The sequence below is a fragment of the Streptomyces sp. NPDC053079 genome, from assembly GCF_044546695.1.
Lineage (GTDB): Bacteria > Actinomycetota > Actinomycetes > Streptomycetales > Streptomycetaceae > Streptomyces.
This window is the reverse complement of sequence record NZ_JBITZJ010000004.1, coordinates 118,609-144,178: the sequence shown is the minus strand read 5'-3', so window position 1 is coordinate 144,178 and position 25,570 is coordinate 118,609. Positions and strand designations below refer to the sequence as shown.

Annotated in this window: 21 protein-coding genes; 12 read left to right on the top strand and 9 right to left on the bottom strand. The window is 73.3% G+C overall.

The annotated features are described in order from the left end of the window. The first annotated feature begins 20 nt into the window (after positions 1-20). Positions 21-2,201 (top strand): 3-hydroxyacyl-CoA dehydrogenase NAD-binding domain-containing protein, encoded by a 2,181-nt coding sequence (locus ACIGXW_RS16435; RefSeq protein ID WP_399573604.1) that lies wholly within the window; start codon positions 21-23, stop codon positions 2,199-2,201. A gap of 35 nt (positions 2,202-2,236) precedes the next feature. Here the strand turns inward: ACIGXW_RS16435 and ACIGXW_RS16430 are convergent, their stop codons facing one another. Together ACIGXW_RS16430 and ACIGXW_RS16425 are read right to left on the bottom strand one after the other, a co-directional pair. Continuing rightward, the gene (locus tag ACIGXW_RS16430) at positions 2,237-2,989 is read right to left on the bottom strand and encodes a MerR family transcriptional regulator (RefSeq protein WP_399573603.1); all 753 of its coding nucleotides are present in this window, start codon (positions 2,987-2,989) and stop codon (positions 2,237-2,239) included. A 140-nt stretch (positions 2,990-3,129) separates the two neighbouring features. Further along, positions 3,130-4,650 (bottom strand): M1 family metallopeptidase, encoded by a 1,521-nt coding sequence (locus tag ACIGXW_RS16425; protein ID WP_399573602.1) that lies wholly within the window; start codon positions 4,648-4,650, stop codon positions 3,130-3,132. A 256-nt stretch (positions 4,651-4,906) separates the two neighbouring features. On the opposite strand from ACIGXW_RS16425, the gene ACIGXW_RS16420 reads away from it, so the two are divergent. Beyond that, positions 4,907-6,817: a Xaa-Pro dipeptidyl-peptidase gene (locus ACIGXW_RS16420; protein WP_399574033.1), complete on the top strand. Its 1,911-nt coding sequence runs from the start codon at positions 4,907-4,909 to the stop codon at positions 6,815-6,817. Positions 6,818-6,860: 43 nt separating this feature from the next. Here the strand turns inward: ACIGXW_RS16420 and ACIGXW_RS16415 are convergent, their stop codons facing one another. After that, positions 6,861-7,814 (bottom strand): FAD-dependent oxidoreductase, encoded by a 954-nt coding sequence (locus ACIGXW_RS16415; protein ID WP_399573601.1) that lies wholly within the window; start codon positions 7,812-7,814, stop codon positions 6,861-6,863. A 69-nt stretch (positions 7,815-7,883) separates the two neighbouring features. Here ACIGXW_RS16415 and ACIGXW_RS16410 point away from each other — a divergent pair, with 69 nt between their 5' ends. Together ACIGXW_RS16410 and ACIGXW_RS16405 are read left to right on the top strand one after the other, a co-directional pair. Further along, entirely contained in the window at positions 7,884-8,924 is a 1,041-nt protein-coding gene (locus ACIGXW_RS16410) for an oxidoreductase (RefSeq protein ID WP_399573600.1), read from the top strand. Positions 8,925-8,974: 50 nt separating this feature from the next. Beyond that, a complete protein-coding gene (locus ACIGXW_RS16405; RefSeq protein ID WP_399573598.1) occupies positions 8,975-10,612 on the top strand; it encodes an ABC-F family ATP-binding cassette domain-containing protein in 1,638 nt (545 codons plus the stop codon). Positions 10,613-10,703: 91 nt separating this feature from the next. Here the strand turns inward: ACIGXW_RS16405 and ACIGXW_RS16400 are convergent, their stop codons facing one another. Together ACIGXW_RS16400 and ACIGXW_RS16395 are read right to left on the bottom strand one after the other, a co-directional pair. Beyond that, positions 10,704-13,073 (bottom strand): Tex family protein, encoded by a 2,370-nt coding sequence (locus ACIGXW_RS16400; protein WP_399573597.1) that lies wholly within the window; start codon positions 13,071-13,073, stop codon positions 10,704-10,706. Positions 13,074-13,148: 75 nt separating this feature from the next. Continuing rightward, positions 13,149-14,006, bottom strand: a complete 858-nt coding sequence (locus ACIGXW_RS16395; RefSeq protein ID WP_399573596.1) for a hypothetical protein — start codon at positions 14,004-14,006, stop codon at positions 13,149-13,151. 104 nt (positions 14,007-14,110) lie between these two features. Between ACIGXW_RS16395 and ACIGXW_RS16390 the strand changes: the two genes are divergently transcribed. Together ACIGXW_RS16390 and ACIGXW_RS16385 are read left to right on the top strand one after the other, a co-directional pair. Beyond that, the gene (locus ACIGXW_RS16390; protein WP_399573595.1) at positions 14,111-15,100 is read left to right on the top strand and encodes a GlxA family transcriptional regulator; all 990 of its coding nucleotides are present in this window, start codon (positions 14,111-14,113) and stop codon (positions 15,098-15,100) included. A gap of 33 nt (positions 15,101-15,133) precedes the next feature. Further along, positions 15,134-15,781, top strand: a complete 648-nt coding sequence (locus ACIGXW_RS16385) for a DJ-1/PfpI family protein (RefSeq protein ID WP_399573593.1) — start codon at positions 15,134-15,136, stop codon at positions 15,779-15,781. Here the strand turns inward: ACIGXW_RS16385 and ACIGXW_RS16380 are convergent. Beyond that, positions 15,765-16,517: an enoyl-CoA hydratase/isomerase family protein gene (locus ACIGXW_RS16380; protein WP_399573591.1), complete on the bottom strand. Its 753-nt coding sequence runs from the start codon at positions 16,515-16,517 to the stop codon at positions 15,765-15,767. The two genes, ACIGXW_RS16385 and ACIGXW_RS16380, sit on opposite strands and share 17 nt — an antisense overlap. A 245-nt stretch (positions 16,518-16,762) precedes the next feature. On the opposite strand from ACIGXW_RS16380, the gene ACIGXW_RS16375 reads away from it, so the two are divergent. Beyond that, positions 16,763-17,281, top strand: a complete 519-nt coding sequence (locus ACIGXW_RS16375; protein WP_071965422.1) for an ATP-binding protein — start codon at positions 16,763-16,765, stop codon at positions 17,279-17,281. Here the strand turns inward: ACIGXW_RS16375 and idi are convergent. From idi to galE, 3 genes are all read right to left on the bottom strand, one after another. Next, positions 17,256-17,867 carry an isopentenyl-diphosphate Delta-isomerase gene (idi, locus tag ACIGXW_RS16370; protein ID WP_399573590.1) on the bottom strand — a complete coding sequence of 204 codons (612 nt, stop codon included), beginning with the start codon at positions 17,865-17,867 and terminating at the stop codon, positions 17,256-17,258. The two genes, ACIGXW_RS16375 and idi, sit on opposite strands and share 26 nt — an antisense overlap. Positions 17,868-17,967: 100 nt before the next feature. Then, positions 17,968-18,915 carry a cation diffusion facilitator family transporter gene (locus ACIGXW_RS16365; protein WP_071965420.1) on the bottom strand — a complete coding sequence of 316 codons (948 nt, stop codon included), beginning with the start codon at positions 18,913-18,915 and terminating at the stop codon, positions 17,968-17,970. A gap of 152 nt (positions 18,916-19,067) precedes the next feature. Continuing rightward, positions 19,068-20,054 (bottom strand): UDP-glucose 4-epimerase GalE, encoded by a 987-nt coding sequence (gene galE, locus ACIGXW_RS16360; RefSeq protein ID WP_399573589.1) that lies wholly within the window; start codon positions 20,052-20,054, stop codon positions 19,068-19,070. A 254-nt stretch (positions 20,055-20,308) separates the two neighbouring features. On the opposite strand from galE, the gene ACIGXW_RS16355 reads away from it, so the two are divergent. From ACIGXW_RS16355 to ACIGXW_RS16335, 5 genes are read left to right on the top strand one after another with little or no spacing between them, the layout of a single operon-like run. Beyond that, positions 20,309-22,120 carry a DUF5941 domain-containing protein gene (locus ACIGXW_RS16355; RefSeq protein ID WP_399574031.1) on the top strand — a complete coding sequence of 604 codons (1,812 nt, stop codon included), beginning with the start codon at positions 20,309-20,311 and terminating at the stop codon, positions 22,118-22,120. Then, complete coding sequence (locus ACIGXW_RS16350) at positions 22,117-22,869, top strand: sugar phosphate nucleotidyltransferase (RefSeq protein ID WP_399573588.1); 753 nt, start codon at positions 22,117-22,119, stop codon at positions 22,867-22,869. The genes ACIGXW_RS16355 and ACIGXW_RS16350 overlap by 4 nt, the downstream gene beginning before the upstream one ends. Next, a complete protein-coding gene (locus ACIGXW_RS16345; RefSeq protein WP_071965416.1) occupies positions 22,857-23,918 on the top strand; it encodes an iron-containing alcohol dehydrogenase family protein in 1,062 nt (353 codons plus the stop codon). The genes ACIGXW_RS16350 and ACIGXW_RS16345 overlap by 13 nt, the downstream gene beginning before the upstream one ends. Continuing rightward, positions 23,896-24,675 (top strand): CDP-alcohol phosphatidyltransferase family protein, encoded by a 780-nt coding sequence (locus ACIGXW_RS16340; protein WP_071965415.1) that lies wholly within the window; start codon positions 23,896-23,898, stop codon positions 24,673-24,675. Before ACIGXW_RS16345 ends, ACIGXW_RS16340 begins: the two co-directional genes overlap by 23 nt. Further along, positions 24,672-25,568, top strand: coding sequence for a glycosyltransferase (locus ACIGXW_RS16335; protein WP_071965414.1), 897 nt, complete (start codon positions 24,672-24,674; stop codon positions 25,566-25,568). Before ACIGXW_RS16340 ends, ACIGXW_RS16335 begins: the two co-directional genes overlap by 4 nt. The last annotated feature ends 2 nt before the right edge of the window (positions 25,569-25,570 follow it).

The following is a 25,570-nucleotide window of genomic DNA, read 5'->3' as shown; positions in this document are numbered from 1 at the left end:
TTCCACTGGAGACGTCAAAAATGAGCGAGCCCACCACCATCCGTTACGAGCGGAGCGAGAGCGGCGTCGTCACCCTCGTCCTCGACGACCCGCAGCAGTCCGCCAACACCATGAACGACGCCTTCAAGGCCTCCCTCACCGCGGTCGCCGACCGCCTGGAGGCGGAGCGTCAAGCAGATCCGGCGTCCGTGCGCGGCGTCATCGTCACCTCCGCCAAGAAGACCTTCTTCGCCGGCGGCGACCTGCGCGAGCTGATCGCCGCCACCCCCGCCGACGCCGAGCGGATCTTCGAGGCGGGCATGACGGTCAAGCGCGACCTGCGCCGCATCGAGACCCTCGGGGTGCCCGTCGTCGCCGCCGTCAACGGAGCGGCCCTCGGGGGCGGGTACGAGATCGCCCTCGCCTGTCACCACCGCGTCGCCCTCGACGCGCCCGGCTCGAAGATCGGCCTGCCCGAGGTCACCCTCGGCCTGCTGCCCGGGGGCGGCGGCGTCACCCGCACCGTACGGCTGCTCGGCATCACCGACGCGCTGCTGAAGGTGCTGCTCCAGGGCACCCAGTACGACCCGCACCGCGCCCTGGAGGCCGGGCTCGTGCACGAGGTGGCGGCCGACCCGGAGGAGCTGCTGGCCAAGGCGCACGCGTTCATCGAGGCCAACCCGAGCTCACAGCAGCCGTGGGACGCCAAGGGGTACAAGATCCCCGGCGGCACCCCGGCCAGCCCGCGCTTCGCCGCCAACCTGCCGGCGTTCCCGGCCACCCTGAAGAAGCAGACCGGCGGCGCCCCCTACCCGGCGCCCCGCAACATCCTGGCCGCCGCCGTCGAGGGCTCGCAGGTCGACTTCGAGACCGCGCAGGTCATCGAGGCCCGCTACTTCACCGAGCTGGTCACCGGGCAGACCGCCAAGAACATGATCCAGGCGTTCTTCTTCGACCTGCAGGCCGTCAACTCCGGCGCCAGCCGCCCCCAGGGCGTCGAGCGCCGCACCGTACGCAAGGTCGCGGTGCTCGGCGCGGGCATGATGGGCGCGGGCATCGCCTACTCCTGCGCGCGGGCCGGCATCGAGGTCGTCCTCAAGGACGTCTCCCTGGAGAACGCCCGCAAGGGCAAGGCCTACTCCGAGGGCCTGCTCGCCAAGGCGCTGGCCAAGGGCCGTACGACGGAGGAGAAGCGCGACGCGCTCCTCGCCCGCATCACCCCGACCGCCGACGCCGCCGACCTGGCGGGCTGCGACGCCGTCATCGAGGCCGTCTTCGAGGACCCGGCGCTCAAGCACAAGGTGTTCCAGGAGATCCAGCACGTCGTCGAGCCGGACGCCCTGCTGTGCTCCAACACCTCCACCCTGCCCATCACCCTGCTCGCCGAGGGCGTCGAGCGGCGCGCCGACTTCGTCGGCCTGCACTTCTTCTCGCCCGTCGACAAGATGCCGCTGGTGGAGATCATCAAGGGGGAGCGGACCGGTGACGAGGCCCTGGCCCGCGCCTTCGACCTGGTCCGGCAGCTGCGCAAGACCCCCGTCGTCGTCAACGACTCGCGCGGCTTCTTCACCTCGCGCGTCATCGGCCGGTTCATCAACGAGGGCGTCGCGATGATCGGCGAGGGCGTTCCCGCCGCCTCCGTGGAGCAGGCCGCCGCCCAGGCCGGCTACCCCGCCAAGGTCCTCTCCCTGATGGACGAGCTGACCCTCACCCTGCCCCGGAAGATCCGCGAGGAGAGCAGGCGCGCGGTCGAAGAGGCCGGCGGCACCTGGACCCCGCACCCCGCCGACGCGGTCATCGACCGCATGGTGGAGGAGTTCGGGCGCACGGGCCGCAGCGGCGGGGCCGGGTTCTACGACTACGTGGACGGCAAGCGGGCCGGTCTGTGGCCCGGGCTGGCCGAGCACTTCGGTCCGGGGAACGGGCAGATCCCGTTCACGGACATGAAGGAGCGCATGCTCTTCTCGGAGGCGCTGGACACGGTCCGCTGCCTGGAGGAGGGCGTGCTGACCTCGGTCGCCGACGCCAACATCGGCTCGATCCTCGGCATCGGCTTCCCCGGCTGGACCGGCGGTGTGCTGCAGTACATCAACGGCTACGAGGGCGGCCTGCCCGGCTTCGCAGCGCGCGCCCGCGAGCTCCAGGCCGCCTACGGCGAGCGGTTCGCGCCGCCCGCGCTGCTGCTGGAGAAGGCGGAGAAGGGCGAGACCTTCACCGACTGACCCGGGCGGGCCCACGGAGTACGGGGGCGGGCCGCTCAGCCCCCGTACGTCGCCCGCAGCTCCTGCTTGAGCGAGCGCTGGAACGCGGTGACCAGCGCCTGCACCACCAGCGGCTGCATATGGGCCGAGAGCGACTTCATGGCCTCCACCTGCGCCGGGTCGCTCTCCTGCTCGCGGTAGGGCCCCCACACCTCGTCGTGGAAGAGCCGCGTCAGCTCCCGGGCCGTCGAACGGGCGTGCTCCAGCAGGACGGTGCGGGCCGCCAGGATCGTCTCCAGGGCGATCGGTACGTCCAGCAGCTGCACCCCCAGCCCCAGCAGCCCCGGGTCCACCCGGAAGGCAGCGCCGCCCTCGGCGTCCTCGGCACGCTCCAGGACGTTCATCGCGGCGAGCCGGTCGATGTCCTCCTCGGACAGGTGCCGGCCCGCCCGCCGCTCCAGCTGGGCCCGGGTGGCCTCCTCGGCCTCGTCGGGCGTCCAGGAGGCCACCAGGGCGCGGTGAATGGCCAGGTCGTGCGCGCTGAGGTCCTCCGGCAGGCGCCGCACGTAGCGTTCGATGGCGGCCAGCGTCAGCCCCTGGTGCTGCAGCTCCTCGATCAGGGCCAGCCGCGAGAGGTGGTCCGGGCCGTAACGGCCGACCCGGCGCGGTCCGATCGCCGGCGGGGGCAGCAGGCCCCGCGTGCCGTAAAAGCGCACCGTGCGGACGGTCACGCCGGCGCGGGCGGCCAACTCGTCGACCGTGAGGCCCGTTTCCGCGGTGTCCGCGGCGTTCCCGGCGGAGGTGTCCATCAGCGGTGCCTCGCTCTCTGTCGCGCCCTTCGGCCCAACAGTATTGCTGTGCCACCACCGCTGTGAAACCCTCGCCGGCCGCCCGGCACACGCGGGAAGGGCCCGTCGTCGCCGGACGACGGGCCCTTGCGCGGCGGGGGTCAGTGCCGGTGGGCGCTCTGCGCGTCCTGGATCTTCTTCCAGGACTTGGGCGCGGCGGTCTTGCCGGTCAGGGACCGGGCCGGCTTGCCGTCCTTGACGGCCGTGCCGATGCCGTCCTTCGCGGCCACGGCGGCGCTCGGCTTGCTGTCGGTGAACAGCCAGGTGTCGAAGAGCTTCTGCAGCGGCTTGCCGGAGGTCTTCTCCGCGAACTTCACGAAGTCCTGCACCGAGCTGTTGCCGAACTTCTTGTCGGTCGTCCACTGCTTGACGATCGAGAAGAAGGCCTTGTCGCCGACCTTGTTGCGCAGCGCCTGCAGGGCGATCGCCCCGCGCTGGTAGACGGCGCTGTGGAACTGGTTGTCCGCGCCCGGGTCGCCCGGCTTGACCTTCCAGAAGGCGTTGTCCGCCGGGATGGTGTCGTAGATGTAGTTCGCGAGCTCCTGCCCGGTGCCCTCGCCCTCCTTCTCCGACCACAGCCACTGCGCGTAGGTGGCGAAGCCCTCGTTGACCCAGATGTCGCGCCAGTCCTTCACCGAGACGCTGTCACCGAACCACTGGTGGGCCAGCTCGTGGACGACCAGCGAGGCGTTCGAGCCGTTGGCGAAGCCGGAGGGGCTGTAGTACGGCCGGGTCTGGGTCTCCAGCGCGTAGCCGGTCTTCACGTTCGGCACGTAGCCGCCGATGGCGTTGAACGGGTACGGGCCGAAGACTGTGCTCTCCCAGTCGATGATCTCGGTGGTGCGCCCGACGCTGGCCTTGGCCGAGGCGAGGTTGTCGCCGAGGTCCTTGCTGTAGGCGTTGAGGACCGGCAGCCCGGCGGCCGTCTTGTCGGTGGTGATGTCGAACTTGCCGATCGCCAGCGTGGTCAGATAGCTGGCCTGCGGCTTGGTCGAGCGCCAGTTGTAGCGCGTCCAGCCCAGCTTGGAGCTCTGCGACTTCAGCTCGCCGTTGCTGACCGTCTGCAGGCCGTCCGGCACCGAGACCGAGATGTCGTACGTGGCCTTGTCGGTCGGGTGGTCGTTGCTGGGGAACCACCAGACCGCCGACTCCGGCTCGTTGGCCACGACCGCCCCGTCCGGGGTGCGCTGCCAGGCGGAGTAGCCGCCGATCTGCACCTGGGAGGGCACGCCGCTGTAGCGGACGACGACGGTGATCTCCCGGCCCTTCTCCAGCGCGGAGGACGGCGTGATCTCCAGCTCGTGGTCGCCGGTCTTGGCGAACGCGGCCTTGTTGCCGTTGATCAGCACCTCGCTGACGTTCAGCGCGAAGTCCAGGTTGAAGCGCGACAGCGCCTGCGTGGTGGTGGCGGTCAGCGTCGCCGTGCCCTCCAGCTTGTCTGACGTGGGCTGGTACTTCAGCCTCAAGTCGTAGTGGGAGACGTCGTATCCGCCGTTCCCGGAGGTCGGGTAGTAGGAGTCTCCGGCACCCGGCGCGCCGGGCGTGGCGTCGGCAGCCGATGCCGGGATCGCCAGCAGCATGAAGGCGGCGGCCGCGCTCGGAACGATGAGTCTGTGACGCACGAGTCACTCCAACTCGTAGGGGGCGAAAGATCAATCGCAGCCTATGTACTCATTGCCGATGCGGCTATGTCCATGGTGCATTCCGACATGTGATCGACATGCGCCCGTCATGACGGCCATCCACGTCAACTTCAGGACCCCCGTCTACCCCCTTCTGCCCAGGAGTTGACCGCGCTACCGTCCGGCCGTGCCCATACGCGCGGGGAAGGCCCGCATACCCTGGACCGAGTCCGTACTGGCGGCCCTGGCCGCCCTGATGGCCGTTCTCCTGACGGCACCGGGCGCCGCCCACGCCGCCCCCGCCCCGGACAGCGCGAGGACGCCGGGCGAGAGCAGACCCGTCTACTCCTACGACCGTGCCGTCCGCGAATCCGTCTGGGTGGACACCCGGCTCGACGGCGACGGAGACGGGCGCACCGACCGCGTCGCCGTCGACGTCATCCGCCCCCGGGAAGCCGCCGAGCAGGGCCTGAAGGTGCCCGTCATCATGGACGCCAGCCCGTACTACTCCTGCTGCGGGCGCGGCAACGAGAGCCAGAAGAAGACCTACGACGCCCAGGGGAACCCCGTTCAATTCCCCTTGTACTACGACAATTTCTTTGTGCCGCGCGGCTACGCCGTCGTCCTGGTCGACCTCGCCGGAACCAACCGCTCCGACGGCTGCGTCGACGTCGGCGGCCGCTCCGACATCCAGTCCGCCAAGGCCGTCGTCGACTGGCTGAACGGCCGCGCCCACGGCTACGCCTCCCGCACCGGCCCGACCAGGACCACCGCCGACTGGACCACCGGAGCCGTCGGCATGATCGGCAAGAGCTACGACGGCACCGTCGCCAACGGCGTCGCCGCCACCGGCGTCGAGGGCCTGAGGACCATCGTCCCCATCGGGGCCATCAGCTCCTGGTACGACTACTACTTCGCCCAGGGCGCGGCCCTCTTCGGCAGCGGCCCCGACGGCCTCGCGGACCGCGTCGAGAGCCCCGGGGCACGCGGCCGCTGCCAGGCCGTACAGCGCCGGCTCGTCGAAGGCGCACCCCGCAACGGCGACTGGACGCCCCTGTGGGACGAGCGCGACTACGTCAAGGACGCGCACAAGGTGCGCGCCAGCGTCCTGGCCGTCCACGGCATGCAGGACCTCAACGTCCGCACCAAGCACTTCGGCCAGTGGTGGGACGCCCTCGCCGAGCAGGGCGTGGAGCGCAAGGTCTGGCTGTCCCAGGCCGGGCATGTCGACCCCTTCGACTTCCGCCGCGACGCCTGGGTGCGCACCCTGCACCGCTGGTTCGACCACTACCTCCTGGGCTACGCCAACGGCATCGAGCGCGAGCCCATGGCCGATGTCGAACGCGCCCCCGACCAGTGGTCCACCGACCGCCTCTGGCCGCCCCGCACGACCCGCGCCACCACCCTGCGCCCGGCCGCCGGCCCGCTGCCCGGCGTCGGCACGCTGGGCACCGAGCCCGCACCCCCCGGCGCGACGGAGTCCTTCACCGACGACCCGAAGCAGAACGAGAGCGACTGGTCCGCCCACATCGACCGGACGACACCGGCCAAGGCCGGCTTCACCACCCGCCCCCTGACGCGCGACCTGCGGCTGTCGGGCTCGTCGACGGTCCGGCTGACCCTCACCCCGTCCACCGCCTCCGCGCACGTCTCGGCCGTCCTCGTCGACCTCGGCCCGGCCGCCGTCCGCGACTACGCCGACGCGGGCGAGGGCATCCGCACCCTCGCCGACCGCACCTGCTGGGGCAGCGGCACCACCGCCGACACCGGCTGCTTCAAACGGACCGAGGCGGACGTGGAGAACGTCGCCCACACCGTCGTCAGCCGCGGCTGGGCCGACCTGGGCCACGCCGCCGACCTCTCCCACGGCGGCCCGCTCACTCCCGGCACGCCCTACACCGTCACCCTCGACCTCGCCGCCACCGACCACGTCGTCCCGGCGGGCCACCGCCTGGCCCTCATCGTGGCCGGCACGGACGCCGGCCTGGTCGAACCGGCCTCCACCACCCCACGCCTGACGATCGACCTGCGCCGCACCTGGGCGAGCCTCCCGCTCGTGGGCGGACCCGCGGCCTTCTCCCGGGCGACGCGGGACGCCCGCCCGTACGACCGTGACGACACTCTGCGCCCCGGCCTGCGCGTACCCGTCCCGCTGCACCTGCCCTGAGCGGCGTGGGCTCCCCCTGCCGTAAGGGGGAGCCCCGCCGTGCTCAGCCCTCGGCCAGGTCCGCGACGTCCAGCGCGCAGCCCCACGAGACCGTGATCCCGGCCCCGCCGTGACCGTAGTTGTGCACCACCCGCGCCCCGCCCGGAAGCCGCCCGGCCTCCAGCCGCACCCGCGATCGCGCCGGGCGCAGCCCCACGCGGTGCGCCAGGACACGGGCCTGGCCCAGCCGGGGGAAGACCCTCGAACACCGGCCGATGATCGCCTGGGCCGTGCAGGGCGAGGGCGTACGGTCCCACTCGTGCTCGCGGGCGGTGCCGCCGAGGACGACCCCGTACGGCTGCGGCAGCACGTACAGCGTGTCCGCCCGGCCGTCCGCGACGACCGTGAACCACTCGTCGATCCCCGGGTCCTCGACCACCACCAGCTGGCCTCGCACCGGGTGGACCGCGGGGTCGGGGACCAGGTCCCGGGCGCCCAGCCCCGAGCAGTTGACCACCGTCCGCGCCGCCCCGGCCGCCTGCGCCAGCGTGGAGAGCGGGCGGACGGTGACCGTGCCGCCCGCCGCCGCCAGCCGGCGCTGCAGATAGGCCAGGTGCGTCGCCATGTCCAGCAGCGGCACGCGGGCCCGCACCCCGCGCTCGTACCCGCGCGGCAACTCGCCCGGCCCCGCGGCCCGCAGTCCGGCCACCCCGGCCGCCCACGCCCCCAACTCCCGCGGCACCGCCCCCGCGTGCGTACCCTCGACCATGCGCACCCCGGTCTCCGCGGGCCGCCCGGCCAGCCCCGCCATGACCGCCAGCGAGCGCAGCGCCCAGCGGCCGACCGCCTCCAGCGGCTCGATCCGGTACGGCCACCACAGGCCCCCGGCCAACGCCGACGTGGTCCGCGAGGACGGCGAGCGGGTCCACACCTCGACCGCGCGCCCCCGCTCCGCCAGCACGATCGCGCTGGTCAGACCGGTGACCCCGGCACCGACAACGATCACATCGCTTGCCATGCGCCGACGGTACAACCGAAAACGCCGCCGCCGGGCTCGAAGCGGCACACACGGGGGAATACTGCGTGCATGGCGGTGGAGTACGCGACCTTCGCGCTGGCGCCGGCGGCGCACGCCGGGGACGAAGTCCCCCGGGACCCCCCGGACTTCGTGGTGGACGGCACCCCCCTGCTGCCGCGCCTGGCCGGCGCGGGCGGCCTTCCGCCACCCGTCGCGCAGCGCGGGCCGGCCCTGACCGCCGCACGGGTACGGGCACTGCTCCCGCCGGACGGCGCCGGCGGACGCCAGGTGATCTACGCCTGCCCGGAGTGCGAGGAGCCGGCGGGCGCCGTAGCCGAGTCCTCGCGCCGTGCGGAAGCGGAAGCGCACCACCCGGCGGGTTGCGAGGTGATCAGCGCCGTCGTCGAGAGCGACCGCACGGACGTCGTCTGGCGGGACTTCGCCCGGCAGACCGGGCCGCCGGCGGACCCCGCCCGGCACGGCTACCCGGGAATCGGCCCCTTCCGCTTCCGCGCGGAGGAGTACCGCGCCGTCCTGCGCCGGCTCCTCGCCGGCCTCTCCCCGCCGGCCCGCCCCCGGCGCGTCCTGCTCGTCGGCCCGCGCGTCGCCCTCTTCGCCCGGCTCGCGGCCACCCTGCGCACCCTCGGCACGGGCGCCGACATCAGCCGCGACGCGGTGCGCGCGCACCCGGACGAGATACGGACCTACGGAGCCGTGGCCTTCGACCCCGCGGTCGGCGAGGAGGAGCGGGCCGCGGTGCGCGCCGCGTTCGCGGCCGCCGGCCACGACGCCGGCTTCGTCGAGGCACCCGCCCCGCTCCTGGCGGTGCTCGTCGCCCAGGTCGAGCAGGCACTGCAGCCCCTGCCGGACGGCCGGCACCGCCTGACCACGCTCACGGCGGCCGCGGGCGAGGCCCGCTTGGAGGTGGCGGCGGCCTGCCGCGTGCGGCTCACGGGCTACGGCAGGGGGCCCCTGCGGCGGCCCCGGGCCCGCGAGCTCCTCGACGACGGACTGGAGCCCGGCCCGCACCGCGTCCCGCTCGGGGCCCGCCTGGCCTTCGTCGTGGCCCGCACCTACGGCGAGGTGCTGGTCGCCAGGGTGACCGGCTGAGGAAAATCGGTTTCGGCGGCCCCCGGCCCAGCGGCTACAGTCGTGGTCTCATGAGTGCCACCCTCGTCGCCAAGGACCTCGCCGCCGGACACGGCGACCGCACCCTCTTCTCCGGGCTCGACCTCGTCGTCGCGCCCGGTGAGGTCATCGGTCTCGTCGGAGCCAACGGCGCCGGGAAATCCACCCTGCTGCGCCTGCTCGCCGGCCTCGCCACGCCGGACGAGGGCACCCTGCGGCTCAGCCCGCCGGCCGCGACGGTCGGCCACCTGCCGCAGGAGCCCGAGCGCCGGGAGGGCGAGACCGTACGCGCCTTCCTCGCCCGCCGCACCGGTGTCACCGCCGCGCAGGCCGCCCTCGACGCCGCCACCCAGGGGCTCGTCGACGGCACGCCCGGCGCCGACGACGCCTACGCCGTCGCCCTCGAGCGCTGGCTCGACCTCGGCGGCGCCGACCTCGACGAGCGCGCGGAGGAGGTCGTCGGCTCCCTCGGCCTCACCGTCGGCCTGGACCGGCCCATGACCGGCCTCTCCGGCGGCCAGGCCGCCCGCGCCGGCCTCGCCTCGCTGCTGCTCAGCCGTTACGACGTCTTCCTCCTCGACGAGCCCACCAACGACCTCGACCTGGACGGCCTGGCCAGGCTGGAGGACTTCGTCACCGGGCTGCGCGCCGGCACGGTCCTGGTCAGCCACGACCGCGAGTTCCTCGCCCGCACGGTCGACAAGGTCCTCGAACTCGACCTCGCCCAGCAGCAGGTCAACCTCTACGGCGGCGGCTACGCCGCCTACCTGGAGGAGCGCGAGACCGCCCGCCGCCACGCCCGCGAGGCCTACGAGGAGTACGCCGACACCCGCTCCTCCCTGGAGGCCCGCGCCCGCACCCAGCGGAACTGGATGGAGAAGGGCGTGCGCAACGCCCGCCGCAAGTCCACCGACAACGACAAGATCGGCCGCAAGCTCCGCGCCGAGTCGACCGAGAAGCAGGCCGCCAAGGCCCGCCAGACCGAGCGCATGATCGAGCGGCTCGACGTCGTCGAGGAGCCCCGCAAGGAGTGGGAGCTGCGCATGGAGATCGCCGCCGCGCCCCGCTCGGGCGCGGTCGTGGCGACGCTGCGCGGTGCGGTGGTACGGCGCGGAGCCTTCACGATGGGCCCCGTCGACCTGCAGATCGACTGGGCCGACCGGGTCGCCGTCACCGGCGCCAACGGCTCGGGCAAGTCCACCCTCCTCGCCGCCCTGCTGGGCCGGCTGACCCCGGACGAGGGCAGCGCCGCGCTGGGCCCGGGCGTCGTCGTCGGCGAGGTCGACCAGGCACGGGCCCTGTTCTTCGGCGACGAGGCGCTGCTGGACGCCTTCGGAGCGGCGGTCCCCGAGCTGCCCCCGGCGGACGTCCGCACCCTCCTGGCGAAGTTCGGCCTCAAGGCCGCCCACGTCCTGCGCCCGGCCGCCACCCTCTCACCGGGCGAGCGCACCCGCGCCGCGCTCGCCCTCCTCCAGGCCAGGGGCGTCAACCTGCTCGTCCTGGACGAGCCCACCAACCATCTCGACCTGCCGGCGATCGAACAGCTGGAGTCGGCGCTGGCCTCGTACAACGGCACGCTGCTGCTGGTGACGCACGACCGCCGCATGCTCGACGCTGTCGCGACGACCCGGCGCCTCGAGGTGACCGAGGGCCGCGTTACGGAACGCTGACCGTTCCCTGTTTGTCCTCAATCGCCGGACGGGCTGAAAATCAGCCCGTCCGGCGATTGAGGACCGGGGGTCCGGGGGCGGAGCCCCCGGGTCAGCGGCCCTTCGGGCCGCCGCCCAGCAGGCCCGCCCGCCGCAAGGCATCCGCCATCGCACTGTCGGCGGGAGCCGCCGGCCGGCTGTCCGCGCGGCGCGGGCGCGGTGCCGACCGCTCGGCACGCTTGCGCGGGGCACCCGCACCCGCACCGGAGCCGCCACCGCCCGCCGCGGCCCCCGCCTCGTCGTCCAGCCTGAGCGTCAGCGAAATCCGCTTGCGCGGAATGTCGACGTCCATCACCTTCACCCGCACGATGTCCCCCGGCTTCACCACGTCCCGCGGGTCCTTGACGAACGTCTTCGACATCGCCGAGACATGGACCAGCCCGTCCTGGTGCACCCCGATGTCCACGAACGCCCCGAACGCGGCGACGTTGGTGACGACGCCCTCCAGGAGCATCCCCGGCGCCAGGTCGCCGATCTTCTCGACGCCCTCCTTGAACGTCGCCGTCCTGAACGCGGGCCGCGGGTCGCGGCCGGGCTTCTCCAGCTCGCGCAGGATGTCGGTGACCGTCGGCAGGCCGAAGGAGTCGTTGACGAAGTCGTCGGGCCGCAGCGAGCGCAGCGTCGCCGTGGCGCCGATGAGGGAGCCCACCGCGCCGCCCGTGGCCTTCGCCATGGCGCGGACCAGCGGGTACGCCTCGGGGTGGACGCTGGAGGCGTCGAGGGGGTCGTCGCCGCCGCGGATGCGGAGGAAGCCCGCGCACTGCTCGTACGCCTTCGGGCCGAGCCGGGCCACGTCCTTGAGGGCCTTCCGGGAGCGGAAGGGGCCGTTGGAGTCGCGGTGGGCGACGATGTTGTCGGCGAGGCCCGAGCTGATGCCCGAGACGCGCGAGAGCAGGGGGGCGGAGGCGGTGTTGACGTCGACGCCCACGCCGTTGACGCAGTCCTCCACGACCGCGTCCAGCGACCGGGACAGCTTCACCTCGGACAGGTCGTGCTGGTACTGGCCGACGCCGATCGACTTCGGGTCGATCTTGACGAGCTCGGCGAGCGGGTCCTGCAGCCGGCGGGCGATGGACACCGCGCCGCGCAGCGACACGTCGAGGTCCGGCAGCTCCTGCGAGGCGAAGGCGGAGGCGGAGTAGACCGAGGCGCCGGCCTCGGAGACCATCACCTTGGTGAGCCCCAGCTCGGGGTGACGGGAGATCAGATCGCCCGCCAGCTTGTCGGTCTCGCGGGAGGCCGTGCCGTTGCCGATGGCCACGAGCTCCACGGCGTGCTCACGGGCGAGCCGGGCCAGCGCGGCCAGGGAGGCGTCCCACTTGTTCTGCGGAACGTGCGGGTAGATCGTCTCGGTGGCGGCCACCTTGCCCGTGGCGTCCACGACGGCGACCTTCACGCCCGTACGGAAGCCGGGGTCGAGGCCCATCGTGGCGCGCGTGCCGGCCGGCGCGGCGAGCAGCAGGTCACGCAGGTTCGCGGCGAAGACCCGGACCGCCTCGTCCTCGGCGGCCTGGCGCAGCCGCAGCCGCAGGTCGATGCCGAGGTGGACCAGGACCCGGGTGCGCCAGGCCCAGCGGACGGTGTCGCCCAGCCACTTGTCGCCCGGCCGGCCGCGGTCCACGACGCCGAAGCGGCGCGCGATCGCCTGCTCGTACGCGCTCGGGCCCGCGGTCGTCTCGTCCGGCGCCTGCGGCTCCAGGGTGAGGTCGAGGACCTCCTCCTTCTCGCCCCGCAGCATCGCCAGCACCCGGTGCGAGGGCAGCTCGGTGAAGGGCTCGGCGAAGTCGAAGTAGTCGGCGAACTTCGCGCCCGCCTCCTCCTTGCCCTCGCGCACCTTCGCGGCCACGCGCCCGCGCGACCACATGCGCTCGCGCAGCTCGCCGATGAGGTCCGCGTCCTCGCCGATCCGCTCGGTGAGGATGGCCCGGGCCCCCTCCAGCGCGGCGGCCGCGTCCGCGACGCCCTTGTCCGCGTCGACGAAGGCGGCCGCGGCCGCCGCCGGCTCGACGCCGGGGTCGGCGAGCAGCCCCTCGGCCAGCGGCTCCAGCCCGGCCTCGCGGGCGATCTGGGCCTTGGTGCGCCGCTTGGGCTTGAAGGGCAGGTAGATGTCCTCCAGCCGGGCCTTGGAGTCGGCGGCGCGGATCCGCGCCTCCAGCGCCTCGTCCAGCTTGCCCTGCGAACGCACGGACTCCAGCACGGCCGTCCGCCGGTCCTCCAGCTCCCGCAGATACCGCAGCCGCTCCTCCAGGGCGCGCAGCTGGGCGTCGTCGAGCATCTCGGTCGCTTCCTTGCGGTAGCGCGCGATGAACGGGACGGTCGAGCCGCCGTCGAGCAATTCGACGGCCGCCCGCACCTGCCGTTCCCGTACGCCGAGCTCCTCGGCGATCCTGCCTTCGATCGACGTCGACGTCGTCACGATCACGCTCTGCCTTCTTCCGGGATCTCTCCTCGAGCCGCGATCTGCATTGTGGCAGGTGCCGCCGGCGGGGGCCGCGTCCTACCCCCGCAGGTCCGCCGGGAATCCGCCCGCCTCCACGACGGCCGTGGTGAACGCCGTCAGCAGCTCGGTCAGGCGCTCGACGCCTGCCGCGCCCAGGTGCTCGTACGGCGCCGCGTCCAGGACGTCCGTCTCGTCCTCGAGGTTCTCCCGCAGCGTGATGCCGGCCTCCGTCAACCGGCCGTCCGCGCCCAGCAGTCCGCGCCGCACCAGCCGCTCCCGGCCCGCGGTCAGCTCCTCCTCGCTCCAGCCGCGCGTGGTCAGCAGCCACTTCAGCGACATGCCGCGCCCGGTGACGGAGTGGCTGACCAGCGCCTCGACGGGGTCCAGCCCGGTCCGCGCGAGGGCGATCAGGTGCCCGTCGCCGCGGTACTCGCGCAGCAGCGTCGCCGCGTGCCACAGGGCGAGGTGCGGGGCGTCCGGCACGGGCAGGTCGGCGTGGGCGGCGTAGAGCGGGCGCACGGGACGCTCGCAGGCCTCCGCCGCGCGCAGCGCCAGCTCCGCGGCCTCGGCCATCTCCGCGGAGGCCAGGGCCTCCTCGCCCAGCAGGCGCCGCAGCGTGGCGTCGGCGGCCCGCAGACGCGCGTCGAGGACCTGCTGAGGCGTGGCGAGGTCCCACACCCGCGGGACGTGCCGCGCCACCATCTCGTGCTTGAAGCTGTGGAACGTCGCCGTGACGACGCCCGCGCCGACCCGGCCGAACGCGGCGGACCGCGCGGCGAGATAGGCGGCGCTGCGCTCCTCGATGCCGAGCCCGGCCATCTCGCGGACGGAGTCGGGCGAGAAGTAGACGACCGAGTGGAAGGGGTTGACGACGTTGTGGCAGCGGCGTCCGGCGCGCGCGGGAAGAGAGCTCATGTCCCGCACGTTACCGACTGGTTGGTTTGGCGGGGAAGGCCGGGGTGCCATGGCAGGAAAGGTGGGGAGCTCGTCATTGCGGCCATCACCCCGCCCGCCGCAGCATGAGGACCATGACCTCCCGCCGCACCGTGCTGATCATCCTCTACGAAGGGGTGCAGAGCCTCGACGTCACCGGCCCGCTCGAGGTGTTCCACGGCGCCGGCGTCCTGCTCGGCGACCCCGGCACCTACCGCGTGCGCACCGCGACCGTCGACGGCGCACCGGTGCGCACCGGCAGCGGACTGCGCCTGGCCCCGGACGCCGCGCTCGACGAGTGCGCCGCGGCGGACATCGTGCTCGTACCCGGCGGCCAGTGCATGGCCGACGCCGACCCGCGGCTGCTGGACTGGCTGCGCCGCAACGGCCCGCGTGCCGGGCGGCTGGTCTCGGTGTGCACGGGCGCGTTCCTGCTCGCCGCCGCCGGGCTGCTCGACGGCCGCCGCGCCACCACGCACTGGGCGTTCTGCGAGGACTTCGCACGGCGGTACCCCGCCGTTCGGCTGGATCCCGAGCCCGTCTTCGTGCGCGACGGCGGCATCGCCACCTCGGCCGGCGTCACCGCCGGCATCGACCTCGCGCTGGCCCTCGTCGAGGAGGACCACGGCCGGCGGACCGCGCTCGCCGTCGCCCGCCACCTCGTCGTCTTCCTGCGCCGCCCCGGCAACCAACGGCAGTTCAGCACCCAGCTCGCAGCCCAGACCGCCGACCGGCCGGCGCTGCGCGACCTCCAGCACTGGATCGCCGAACACCCCGGCGCCGACCTGAGCGTCGAGGCCCTCGCCGGCCGCGCCAGCCTCTCGCCCCGGCACTTCGCCCGCGCCTTCCAGGCCGAAGTGGGCGTCACGCCCGGCCGCTACGTCGAGGGCGTGCGGCTGGAGTCCGCCCGCCGCCTGCTGGAGGAGACCGCGCAGAGCGTCGCCGAGGTCTCCCGCGCCTGCGGCTACGGCACGCCCGAGGCCATGCGCCGCGCCTTCGTCCGCGCCCTGGGCACGGCACCCGCCGAATACCGGCGCCGGTTCCGGCCCCCGGCGCCCTCCTTGACCACCACCTGAGCCCCGTTCACCACACGAAAGAAGGAACACCGCATGCAGATCGCCATCCTGCTCTATCCCGGCTTCACCACGCTCGACGCCGTCGGCCCGTTCGAGGCGCTGCGCCTGCCCGGTGCGCGGCGGACCTTCGTCGCCGAGCGGCCCGGCCCCGTGGCCAACGACAGCGGCGAGCTGGCGCTCGTGGCCGAGGCCTCGCTGGCGGACGTGCCGCACCCGGACATCATCGTGGTGCCGGGCGGCCCGCAGGAGAACCTGCCCCTCGCACCCGGCCCCGTCCAGGACTGGCTGAAGGAGGCGGACCGGACGGCCACATGGACGACGTCCGTGTGCACCGGCTCCCTGATCCTGGGCGCCGCCGGGCTGCTGACGGGCCGCCGGGCCACCTCGCACTGGCTGTACCTGGACGACCTCGCCGCCTACGGCGTGGACCCGACGGGGGAGCGGGTCGTCACCGACGGCAAGTACGTCACGGCCGCCGGGGTCTCCTCGGGCATCGACATGGGGCTCACGCTCGTGGGCCGGATCGAGGGCGACCGCGCCGCCCAGTCCGTTCAGCTGATGATCGAGTACGACCCGCAGCCGCCGTACGACGCGGGCTCCCCGCAGAAGGCGCCCGCCGACCTCGTGGCCGAGTGGCGGAAGATCCGGGGCCGGGAGGAGGGCGTCACACCGTCCAGGTGAACCGCGGCCGCCTGCGCTCGAGGAAGGCGGCGACCCCCTCCGCGGGGTCCTTGCTGCCGCGCGCCTGCCCGGCCCAGTGCGCCAGGCGGTCCTCGCCCGCCGGCCCGGCCGCGAACTCCTTCGCCGCGGCCTGGGTCAGCTGGGAGCGGGAGGCGAGGGTCGCGGCGAACTCCGCGACCCGCTTCTCCAGCGCCCCGGCCGGCCACACCTCGTCCACCAGGCCGGTGCGCAGCGCCCGTTCGGCGTCGATCAGCTCGGCGGAGAACAGCAGGTACTTGGCCGTCGCCGGGCCGACCAGGTCCACCAGGCGCCGGGTGGAGGAGGCCGCGTAGACGATGCCCAGCCGGGCCGGGGTGATGCCGAAGGAGGCGTCCTGCGCGGCGAACCGCAGATCGCAGGCGGCGGCGAGCTGGCAGCCGCCGCCCACGCAGTGGCCGCGCACGGCGGCGATCGTCGGCTTGGGGAAGGCCGCCAGCGCCTCCTCGGCCGCGACCGCGAGGCCGCGGGCCCGCTCGCCGCCGTCCTCGCCCAGGCCGGAGATGTCCGCGCCCGCGCAGAATGTCCCGCCCTCGCCGGTCAGCACCAGCACCCGTACGGCCGGGTCGGCGGCACACCGCTCGAGCAGGGCGGGCAGCGCCTGCCACATGGCCGTGGTCATGGCGTTGCGCTTGGCCGGGTTGGCGATGCGGACGGTGGCGGTGGCGTCGGCGACGTCCAGATGCAGTGCGGGCTCCATGCGCCGGATGCTAGCCGGGACGACCCTGCTCATGATCACCGCAGGTCTCGGAAGATGACAGTCCGTATCGTTCATTGAAAGATGAACGCGGCAGCCAGGAACAGTCGCCGAAGCGGCCGCGGCACACGTACGCGATCAAAACCCGTCGATAGCAGCTGACTTCTGTTCAGCCGACCGGTGCGGACCCCCGGATTCCCAACACTCGACCTGTGCGGTCGGGCCACGGCGAGGGGTTGGTATCGGACATGGAGATCCTCGGGGGCGTACCGCCCGAGCCGGGCCAGGCGCCCCCGCCCCGGAAGCCGGCCGAGTACGACGGGACCTGGCGGTACACCACACCCGCGCTCGACTGCTCGGTGCCCCGGGCCAGACACGCCGTCCGCGACCTCATCCGGCGCCGGCGGGTCCCGCTGCGCGAGGACCTGCTGCACGGCCTGCTGCTCATCGTCTCCGAGCTGGTCACCAACGCCGTGCGGCACGCGGCGCTGCTCTCCCCGGAGGTGGCCGTGGAGGTCTCCATCGGCCCCGAGTGGGTGCGCGTGGCCGTCGAGGACAGCCACCCCTACCGCCCCAAGGCGCTGGAGGCGTTCGCCGAGGACGAGCCGCGCACCGGCGGCCGGGGCCTGCTGCTCGTCCAGGCGACCGTCGACGAGGTGGGCGGCCGGTGCGACGTCGAGCACACCCCGAGCGGCGGCAAGGTGGTCTGGGCCGCCCTGCCGCTGCACCCGTGCGCCGCCGCTACCAGCCCGCTGAGGCCCCGGTGACCTCACGGATCGCGGGACGCGCGGCGTCCAGCACCGTCGAGAACCACGCGGAGAACGTGCCGGTGCGCCGCAGCTCGTCGAGCTCGGCCGGGGTGACGAACGCGGTCTGGGCGATCTCCTCGGGGTCCGGGTCGGGCTCCGCCCGCACGGTCCCGACGAAGAGGTGGTTGTACTCCTGCTCGACCAGGCCCGAGGCGGGGTCGGGGTGGTTGTAGCGCACGGTCCCGGCCTCGCGCATCAGCGCGGGCGCCAGGCCCAGCTCCTCGCCGGTGCGGCGGGCGGCGGCGACGAAGGGCGGCTCGTCCGGGTAGGGGTGGCCGCAGCAGGTGTTCGACCAGACGCCGGGGGAGTGGTACTTCCCCAGGGCCCGGCGCTGCAGCAGCAGCCGGCCCTCGTCGTCGAAGAGGAAGACCGAGAAGGCACGATGCAGCCGGCCGGGCGCCACGTGGGCGGAGAGTTTCTCGGCGGTGCCGATGGTCGTGCCGTCCTCGTCGACCAGCTCCAGCATGATCGGTTCAGCGGAGTCGGCGGAAGCGGGTACCGCGGCGGAGTCGGCGGAGCGGTCCGTGGCTGATGTGATCGGCATTGACCATCCTCGTTGTCTGTCTTCGACCCTCAAGTCTGCCGTACGAGATGCCCAGGGCGGCGACGGATGAGTCCTGGCCGGCCCGCCGGGCGGCGGCCGGTCAGTGGCAGAGCCTGGCCTCGTGCTCGGCGTGCCCGCTGGGCTCCAGCTGGAAGGTGCAGTGCTCGACGGCGAAGTGCTCGCCGAGGCAGCCCTGCAGGTCGTGGAGTATCTTCCCGTGCCCGGCCGAGTCCAGCGCCGCCGGGTCGACCACCACGTGCGCGGACAGCACCGGCATCCCCGACGTGATCGTCCACACATGCAGGTCGTGCAGGTCCTCCACGCCGGGCAGGGCCATGATGTGCGCCCGCACGTCGTCCATGTCGACGTCCTTCGGCGCCGCCTCCAGCAGCACGTCCAGCGCCTCCCGCAGCAGCTTGAGCGTGCGCGGGACGATCATCAGCCCGATGATCAGGGAGGCGATGGGGTCGGCCTGCGTCCAGCCCGTCAGCATGATCACCACGGCCGAGAGGACCACGGCCAGCGAGCCCAGCGCGTCCGAGAGGACCTCCAGGAACGCCCCGCGCACATTGAGGCTCTCCTTCTGGCCGCGCATCAGCAGGGCCAGCGAGATCAGGTTGGCGATCACGCCCACCAGACCGAAGGCCACCGTCATCCCGCCCGGCACCTCGGTGGGGTTGCGCAGCCGGTCGACCGCCTCGAAGAGGATGAAGCCGCCGACCCCCAGCAGGAGCAGACAGTTCAGCAGCGCCGCCAGGATCTCGGCGCGGGCGTAGCCGTACGTGCGCCGGCCGCCCGGCGGCCGGTTCGCGAAGTGGATCGCCACCAGCGCCATCGAGACCCCCACCGCGTCCGTGGCCATGTGCCCGGCGTCCGCGAGCAGCGCCAGCGATCCGGTCAGCGCACTGCCGACGATCTCGGCGACCAGCACCGTCACGGTGATGCCCAGCGCGATGCGCAGCCGCCCCTTGTAGGCGGCGGCCGCGGTGCCGCTCGTGCCGGGCGGGGGTCCCCCGTGCGAGTGGCCGTGGTCGTGCCCCGCTCCCATGAATGCCGCCTCCGAAGATCGCCCGGAACGGCCGGCGGGTGCCGGCCGAGCCCCAGTGAACTACGGGTGGGGGGTATCGGGCAACGCGGCACTGAACACCGTTGTCATTGCCCTGACCTGCGACGATGCCCACGCTGCCCCTGTCGGCCCGATCAGCTGCGACGTGCCTGCGGGTGGTGGAGGCACCACCCTTCCCAGGCCGAAGTGACCATGCTCAGCAGGTCGTGCCGAGCGCTCCAGCCCAGCTCCTTCGCGATCAGCTCCCCGGACGCCACGACACGCGCCGGATCACCCGGACGGCGTGGCCCGGTCTCGGCCGTCAGTTCGGGCCGGCCGGTGACCTCACTGATCAGATCGGCCATCTCCCGCACCGACACCCCGCGCCCGGTGCCCACGTTCAGCGTCAGATCGCCCGTGCCCGGCCGCTCGGCGAGGCGGCGGGCGGCGGCCAGGTGGGCCGTGGCCAGGTCCTCGATGTGGATGTAGTCACGGACGCAGGTGCCGTCCGGCGTGTCGTAGTCGGTGCCGAAGATCCGCGGGCGCTCGCCACGGGTGACGCGGTCGAACATCATCGGGATGATGTTGAAGACGCCGGTGTCGGCCAGCTCCGGCCGGGCCGCGCCCGCGACGTTGAAGTAGCGCAGGCACGCCGTCGAGATGCCGTGCGCGGCCCCCGTCGCCCGGACGAGCCACTCGCCGGCCAGCTTCGTCTCGCCGTAGGGATTGATCGGCAGGCACGGCGTGTCCTCGGTGACGAGGTCCACGTCGGGCATGCCGTAGACGGCCGCGGAGGAGGAGAAGACGAAGCTGCGGATCCCGGCGGCGACGACCGCCTCCAGCAGCACCGTCAGCCCGTGCACGTTCTCGCGGTAGTAGAGCAGCGGCTTCTCCACCGACTCCCCGACCTGCTTCTTCGCCGCCAGGTGCACCACACCGGTCACGTCCAGCTCCGCGAAGGCGCGGTCCAGCACCTCGCGGTCGAGCACCGAGCCCCGCACCAGCGGGACGCCGTCGGGCAGCCGGCCGGCCACGCCGGAGGACAGGTCGTCCAGCACGGCCACCCGCTCCCCGGCCTCCGTCATCGCCCGCGCCACGTGCGCCCCGATGTACCCCGCTCCGCCTGTGATCAGCCACGTCATGACGGCAGCCTATTCCAGCCAGGCGACGGGAAACGTTTCGTCCGTCCGTGGGAACCGTCCGGATTCCCCGGGCGTCCTGTCAGTGACGGGACGCCCGGGTGCACGTGCGGTGAACGGCGGCTTCCGGTGATCCGATAGCCTCTGCCGACGTGCCGCACGCCGCCCCGCGGCCGGGGCCTGGCGCGCCACGCACGCCGCCCGGTCACTTCGCGGACCCCGAGGCGGCCACGCCAGCTTCCAAGGAGTGAGTTCGTCTGTCGACCGCCATCCTCACCGGCACGCCGCCCGCCGGCTCCTCCCTCGAGGACGACCTGCGGTCCCTGGGCTTCGACGTCCGCACGGCCCCTGACGCCGCCGGCGCCGCCTCGGCGCTGGCCGCCGTCCCGGCCGCCGAGCGGGTCGCCCTCGTCGACCACCGCTTCGTGGGCCACGTCCACGCCCTGCGGCTCGCCCTGACCGACCCGCGCTTCCCCGCCGCCGCCGTCACCGGCGCGCTCACCGCGCAGCCGGCGGCCCGCGCGGCGCTCACGCGCGCGCTCACGGCGCTGGCCGCGGAGCCCGCGCCGTCCGCGCAGCCGTCGGGCGCCGCCGAGGCCGGCCTGCCGGACGCCCTCGCCGCCCAGCTGACCGCCGACGGCCTGGCCGTCCACCGCCCGGAGCTGGGCGTCCTGGTCGCGGCCGTACCGGCGGACGACGACATCCGCGCCAAGGCGGCGGCCGAGACCGCCGCCGTCGACGACGAGGCCGTCCGGCTGCGCAGCGCCGTGAAGTCCCGCGACGGCTTCTTCACCACCTTCTGCATCAGCCCGTACTCCCGCTACCTCGCCCGCTGGTGCGCCCGCCGCGGCCTCACCCCCAATCAGGTGACCACCGCCTCGCTGCTGACCGCGCTGATCGCGGCCGGCTGCGCGGCGACCGGCACGCGCCCCGGGTACGTCGCCGCGGGCGTCCTGCTCATCGCGTCGTTCGTGCTCGACTGCACCGACGGCCAGCTCGCCCGCTACTCCCTCCAGTACTCCACCCTCGGCGCCTGGCTCGACGCGACGTTCGACCGCGCCAAGGAGTACGCCTACTACGCGGGCCTCGCGCTCGGCGCGGCCCGGGGCGGGGACGACGTATGGGCCCTCGCGCTCGGCGCGATGATCCTGCAGACCTGCCGGCACGTGGTCGACTTCTCCTTCAACGAGGCCAACCACGACGCCACCGCCAACACCAGCCCCACCGCCGCCCTCTCCGACAGGCTCGACAGCGTCGGCTGGACGGTCTGGGTGCGGCGCATGATCGTGCTGCCCATCGGCGAGCGCTGGGCGCTGATCGCGGTCCTCACCGCGCTCACCACCCCCCGCGTCGTCTTCGTCGTGCTGCTGATCGGCTGCGCCTTCGCCGCCTGCTACACCACCGCCGGCCGCGTGCTGCGCTCGCTGACCCGCAAGGCGCAGCGGACCGACCGGGCCGCCCGGGCGCTGGGGGACCTCACCGATTCGCTCTGGCTCACCGTGGAACCGGCCCGCAAGCGGCCCGGCGCCGCGTACGGCGCGCCCCTGTGGGCGGCGGGGGCCGCCGCCCTGCTGCTGATCCGCCCGCTCCTCCTCGGCGGGGCCGGCACCTGGGCGGCCGTCGGCCTGGCCGTGGCCTACGCCGGGTTCGCCGCCATCGCCGTCCACCACAGCCTCAAGGGCCCCCTCGACTGGCTGGTGCCGCCCATCTTCCGCGGCGCCGAGTACGGCATGATCCTCGGCCTGGCGGCGCTCTCCGGCGCCCCGGGCGCGCTGCCCGCGGCTTTCGGCCTGGTCGCCGCGGTCGCCTACCATCACTACGACACGGTGTACCGCATCCGTGGCGGCACCGGTGCCCCGCCGCACTGGCTGGTGCGGGCGATCGGCGGGCACGAGGGGCGGGTCGTGGCGGTCACGGCCGCCGCCGCCCTCTGGTACGGCCGGGGCTTCACCATCGCGCTGACGGTCCTCGCGGCCGCCATCACGCTCCTGGTGCTCAGCGAGAGCATCCGGTTCTGGGTGTCCGCCGGGGCGCCCGCAGTACACGACGAAACAGGAGAACCCGCATGATCGGCCTCGTGCTGGCAGCCGGCGCCGGACGGCGTCTGCGTCCCTACACCGACACCCTGCCCAAGGCCCTGGTGCCGGTCGGCCCCGACGGTGCGGAGGAGTCGCTCACCGTTCTCGACCTCACCCTCGGCAACTTCGCCGAGGTCGGTCTGACCGAGGTCGCGATCGTCGTCGGCTACCGCAAGGAGGCCGTGTACGCGCGCAAGGAGGCGCTGGAGGCCAAGTACGGCCTCAAGCTCACCCTGATCGACAACGACAAGGCCGAGGAGTGGAACAACGCCTACTCCCTGTGGTGCGCGCGTGAGGTCCTCGGCCGCGGCGTGATCCTCGCCAACGGCGACACCGTCCACCCGGTCTCCGTCGAGAAGACGCTGCTCGCCGCCCGCGGCGACGGCCAGAAGATCATCCTCGCCCTCGACACGGTGAAGAACCTCGCCGACGAGGAGATGAAGGTCGTCGTGGACGGCGAGAAGGGCGTCCAGAAGATCACCAAGCTGATGGAGCCGTCCGACGCCACCGGCGAGTACATCGGCGTCACGCTCATCGAGGCCGACGCCGCCGCCGAGCTGGCCGACGCCCTCAAGGTCACCTTCGAGCGCGACCCCGACCTGTACTACGAGGACGGCTACCAGGAGCTCGTCAACCGCGGCTTCAAGATCGACACGGCCTCCATCGGCGACGTGAAGTGGGTCGAGATCGACAACCACGACGACCTCGCCAAGGGCCGGGAGATCGCGTGCCAGTACTGACGAGGCTCATCCCCTCGCCGGTCGTCGTCGACATCCGCGCCGGTGCGCTGAACGATCTGGCCTGCGTCCTCGCCGACCAGCGGATCTCCAGCTCCGGCAAGCTCGCCATCGCCATCAGCGGCGGCTCCGGGGCGGCGCTGCGCGAGCGGCTCGCCCCGGCGCTGCCCGGCGCCTCCTGGTACGAGGTCGGCGGCGGCACCCTCGACGACGCCATCAGGCTCGGCGACCGCATGAAGAAGGGGCACTACGACGCCGTCGTGGGCCTCGGCGGCGGCAAGATCATCGACTGTGCGAAGTACGCCGCCGCGCGGATCGGCCTGCCGCTGGTCGCCGTGGCCACCAACCTCTCGCACGACGGTCTCTGCTCGCCGGTCGCCACGCTCGACAACGACGCGGGCCGCGGCTCGTACGGCGTGCCGAACCCCATCGCCGTCGTCATCGACCTCGACGTCATCCGCGAGGCCCCCGTCCGCTACGTCCGCTCCGGCATCGGCGACGCGGTCTCCAACATCTCCGCCGTCGCGGACTGGGAGCTCGCCCACCGCGAGCGCGGCGAGAAGATCGACGGCCTGGCCGCCGCGATGGCCCGCCAGGCCGGCGAGGCCGTGCTGCGCCACCCCGGCGGCGTCGGCGACGACGGCTTCCTGCAGGTGCTGGCCGAGGGCCTGGTCCTCACCGGCATCTCGATGTCCGTCGCCGGTGACAGCCGCCCCGCCTCCGGCGCCTGCCACGAGATCAACCACGCTTTCGACATCCTCTTCCCCAAGCGCGCCGCCAGCCATGGCGAGCAGTGCGGCCTCGGGGCCGCCTTCGCGATGCACCTGCGCGGTGCCCGCGAGGAGTCCGCGCTGATGGTCGAGGTGCTGCGGCGGCACGGCCTGCCCGTGCTGCCCGGCGAGATCGGCTTCACCGACGACGAGTTCGTGCAGGTGGTGGAGTACGCACCGCAGACCCGCCCGGGGCGGTACACGATCCTGGAGCACCTCGACCTCTCCACCCACCAGATCAGGGACGCCTACGCCGACTATGCACAAACCGTCAGTCGCTGAACTCCGCCCGGTCGTCCACCCCGCAGGTGTGAAGGACCGGCGCAGCGGTGAGCACTGGGCCGGTCGCCTGTACATGCGAGAGATCTCGCTGCGCTGCGACCGGTATCTGGTGAACACCCGGATCACGCCCAACCAGCTCACCTACCTGATGACCGTCGCGGGCGTCCTCGCGGCCCCGGCCCTGCTGGTGCCGGGGATCACGGGCGCCGTGCTCGGCGTCGTCATGGTCCAGCTCTACCTGCTGCTGGACTGCGTCGACGGCGAGATCGCCCGCTGGAAGAAGCAGTACTCGAACTCCGGGGTGTACCTGGACCGGGTCGGCGCCTACCTGTGCGACGCCGCGGTCCTGCTCGGCCTCGGCCTGCGCGCCGCGGACCCGTGGGGGAGCGGCCGGATCGACTGGCTGTGGGCCTTCCTGGGCACCCTCGCCGCGCTCGGCGCCGTCCTGATCAAGGCCGAGACCGACCTCGTCGGCGTCGCCCGCCACCAGGCCGGGCTGCCGCCGGTCAAGGAGGCGGCCGCCGAGCCGCGCTCCTCCGGCATGGCGCTGGCCCGCAAGGCCGCCGCGGCGCTGAAGTTCCACCGGCTGATCCTCGGGATCGAGGCGTCCCTGCTGATCCTCGTCCTCGCGATCGTGGACGCGGCCCGGGGCGACCTCTTCTTCACCCGCCTCGGCACGGCCGTCCTCGCGGGCATCGCCGTCCTGCAGACGCTGCTGCACCTCGTGTCCATCCTCGCCTCGAGCAGGCTGCGATGAGCGCCGCCGCCGCGCGCGTCGGCGCGGTCGTGCTGACCATGGGCAACCGCCCCGAGGAGCTGCGCGCCCTGCTGGAGTCGGTCGCCAAGCAGACCGGCGAGGCGATCGAGGTCGTCATCGTCGGCAACGGCTCCCCGCTGCCCGAGCTGGGCGTCCCCGGGCTGAGCGTGCGGACCGTCGAGCTGCCCGAGAACGTGGGCATCCCGGCGGGCCGCAACGTCGGCATCGAGGCGTTCGGCCCGGCCGGCCGGGACGTGGACATCCTGCTCTTCCTGGACGACGACGGACTGCTGCCGGGCCAGGACACGGCACAGCTGTGCCGGGAGGCCTTCGCCGCCGACCCCGAGCTGGGCATCATCAGCTTCCGCATCGCCGACCCCGACACCGGCGAGACCCAGCGCCGCCACGTGCCGCGGCTGCGGGCCGCCGATCCCATGCGCTCCTCGCGCGTGACCACCTTCCTCGGTGGCGCGAACGCGGTCCGCACGCGGGTCTTCGCCGACGTCGGCGGGCTGCCGGACGAGTTCTTCTACGCCCATGAGGAGACCGACCTCGCCTGGCGGGCCCTCGACGCGGGCTGGATGATCGACTACCGGTCGGACATGGTGCTGCACCACCCGACCACGGCTCCCAGCCGGCACGCCGTCTACCACCGCATGGTGGCCCGCAACCGGGTGTGGCTGGCCCGCCGGAACCTTCCGGCACCGCTGGTCCCCGTCTACGTCGGGGTGTGGCTGCTGCTGACCCTGGCCCGGCGCCCGTCGCTGCCCGCGCTGCGCGCGTGGTTCGGCGGATTCCGGGAGGGCTGGACGACTCCTTGCGGTCCACGGCGCCCGATGAAGTGGCGTACCGTGTGGCGCCTGACCCGACTGGGTCGCCCGCCCGTGATCTGACA

Coding starts and splice junctions, on each gene's coding strand:
- ACIGXW_RS16380 (WP_399573591.1), bottom strand. CDS start 16,517: ATGGAGCCCGCACTGCATCTGGACGTCGCCGACGCCACCGCCACCGTC.
- ACIGXW_RS16395 (WP_399573596.1), bottom strand. CDS start 14,006: ATGAGCTCTCTTCCCGCGCGCGCCGGACGCCGCTGCCACAACGTCGTC.
- ACIGXW_RS16365 (WP_071965420.1), bottom strand. CDS start 18,915: ATGGGAGCGGGGCACGACCACGGCCACTCGCACGGGGGACCCCCGCCC.
- ACIGXW_RS16385 (WP_399573593.1), top strand. CDS start 15,134: ATGCAGATCGCCATCCTGCTCTATCCCGGCTTCACCACGCTCGACGCC.
- ACIGXW_RS16375 (WP_071965422.1), top strand. CDS start 16,763: ATGGAGATCCTCGGGGGCGTACCGCCCGAGCCGGGCCAGGCGCCCCCG.
- ACIGXW_RS16340 (WP_071965415.1), top strand. CDS start 23,896: ATGCACAAACCGTCAGTCGCTGAACTCCGCCCGGTCGTCCACCCCGCA.
- ACIGXW_RS16350 (WP_399573588.1), top strand. CDS start 22,117: ATGATCGGCCTCGTGCTGGCAGCCGGCGCCGGACGGCGTCTGCGTCCC.
- idi (WP_399573590.1), bottom strand. CDS start 17,867: ATGCCGATCACATCAGCCACGGACCGCTCCGCCGACTCCGCCGCGGTA.
- ACIGXW_RS16420 (WP_399574033.1), top strand. CDS start 4,907: ATGGCCGTTCTCCTGACGGCACCGGGCGCCGCCCACGCCGCCCCCGCC.
- ACIGXW_RS16430 (WP_399573603.1), bottom strand. CDS start 2,989: ATGGACACCTCCGCCGGGAACGCCGCGGACACCGCGGAAACGGGCCTC.
- ACIGXW_RS16415 (WP_399573601.1), bottom strand. CDS start 7,814: ATGGCAAGCGATGTGATCGTTGTCGGTGCCGGGGTCACCGGTCTGACC.
- galE (WP_399573589.1), bottom strand. CDS start 20,054: ATGACGTGGCTGATCACAGGCGGAGCGGGGTACATCGGGGCGCACGTG.
- ACIGXW_RS16390 (WP_399573595.1), top strand. CDS start 14,111: ATGAGGACCATGACCTCCCGCCGCACCGTGCTGATCATCCTCTACGAA.
- ACIGXW_RS16435 (WP_399573604.1), top strand. CDS start 21: ATGAGCGAGCCCACCACCATCCGTTACGAGCGGAGCGAGAGCGGCGTC.
- ACIGXW_RS16405 (WP_399573598.1), top strand. CDS start 8,975: ATGAGTGCCACCCTCGTCGCCAAGGACCTCGCCGCCGGACACGGCGAC.
- ACIGXW_RS16335 (WP_071965414.1), top strand. CDS start 24,672: ATGAGCGCCGCCGCCGCGCGCGTCGGCGCGGTCGTGCTGACCATGGGC.
- ACIGXW_RS16410 (WP_399573600.1), top strand. CDS start 7,884: ATGGCGGTGGAGTACGCGACCTTCGCGCTGGCGCCGGCGGCGCACGCC.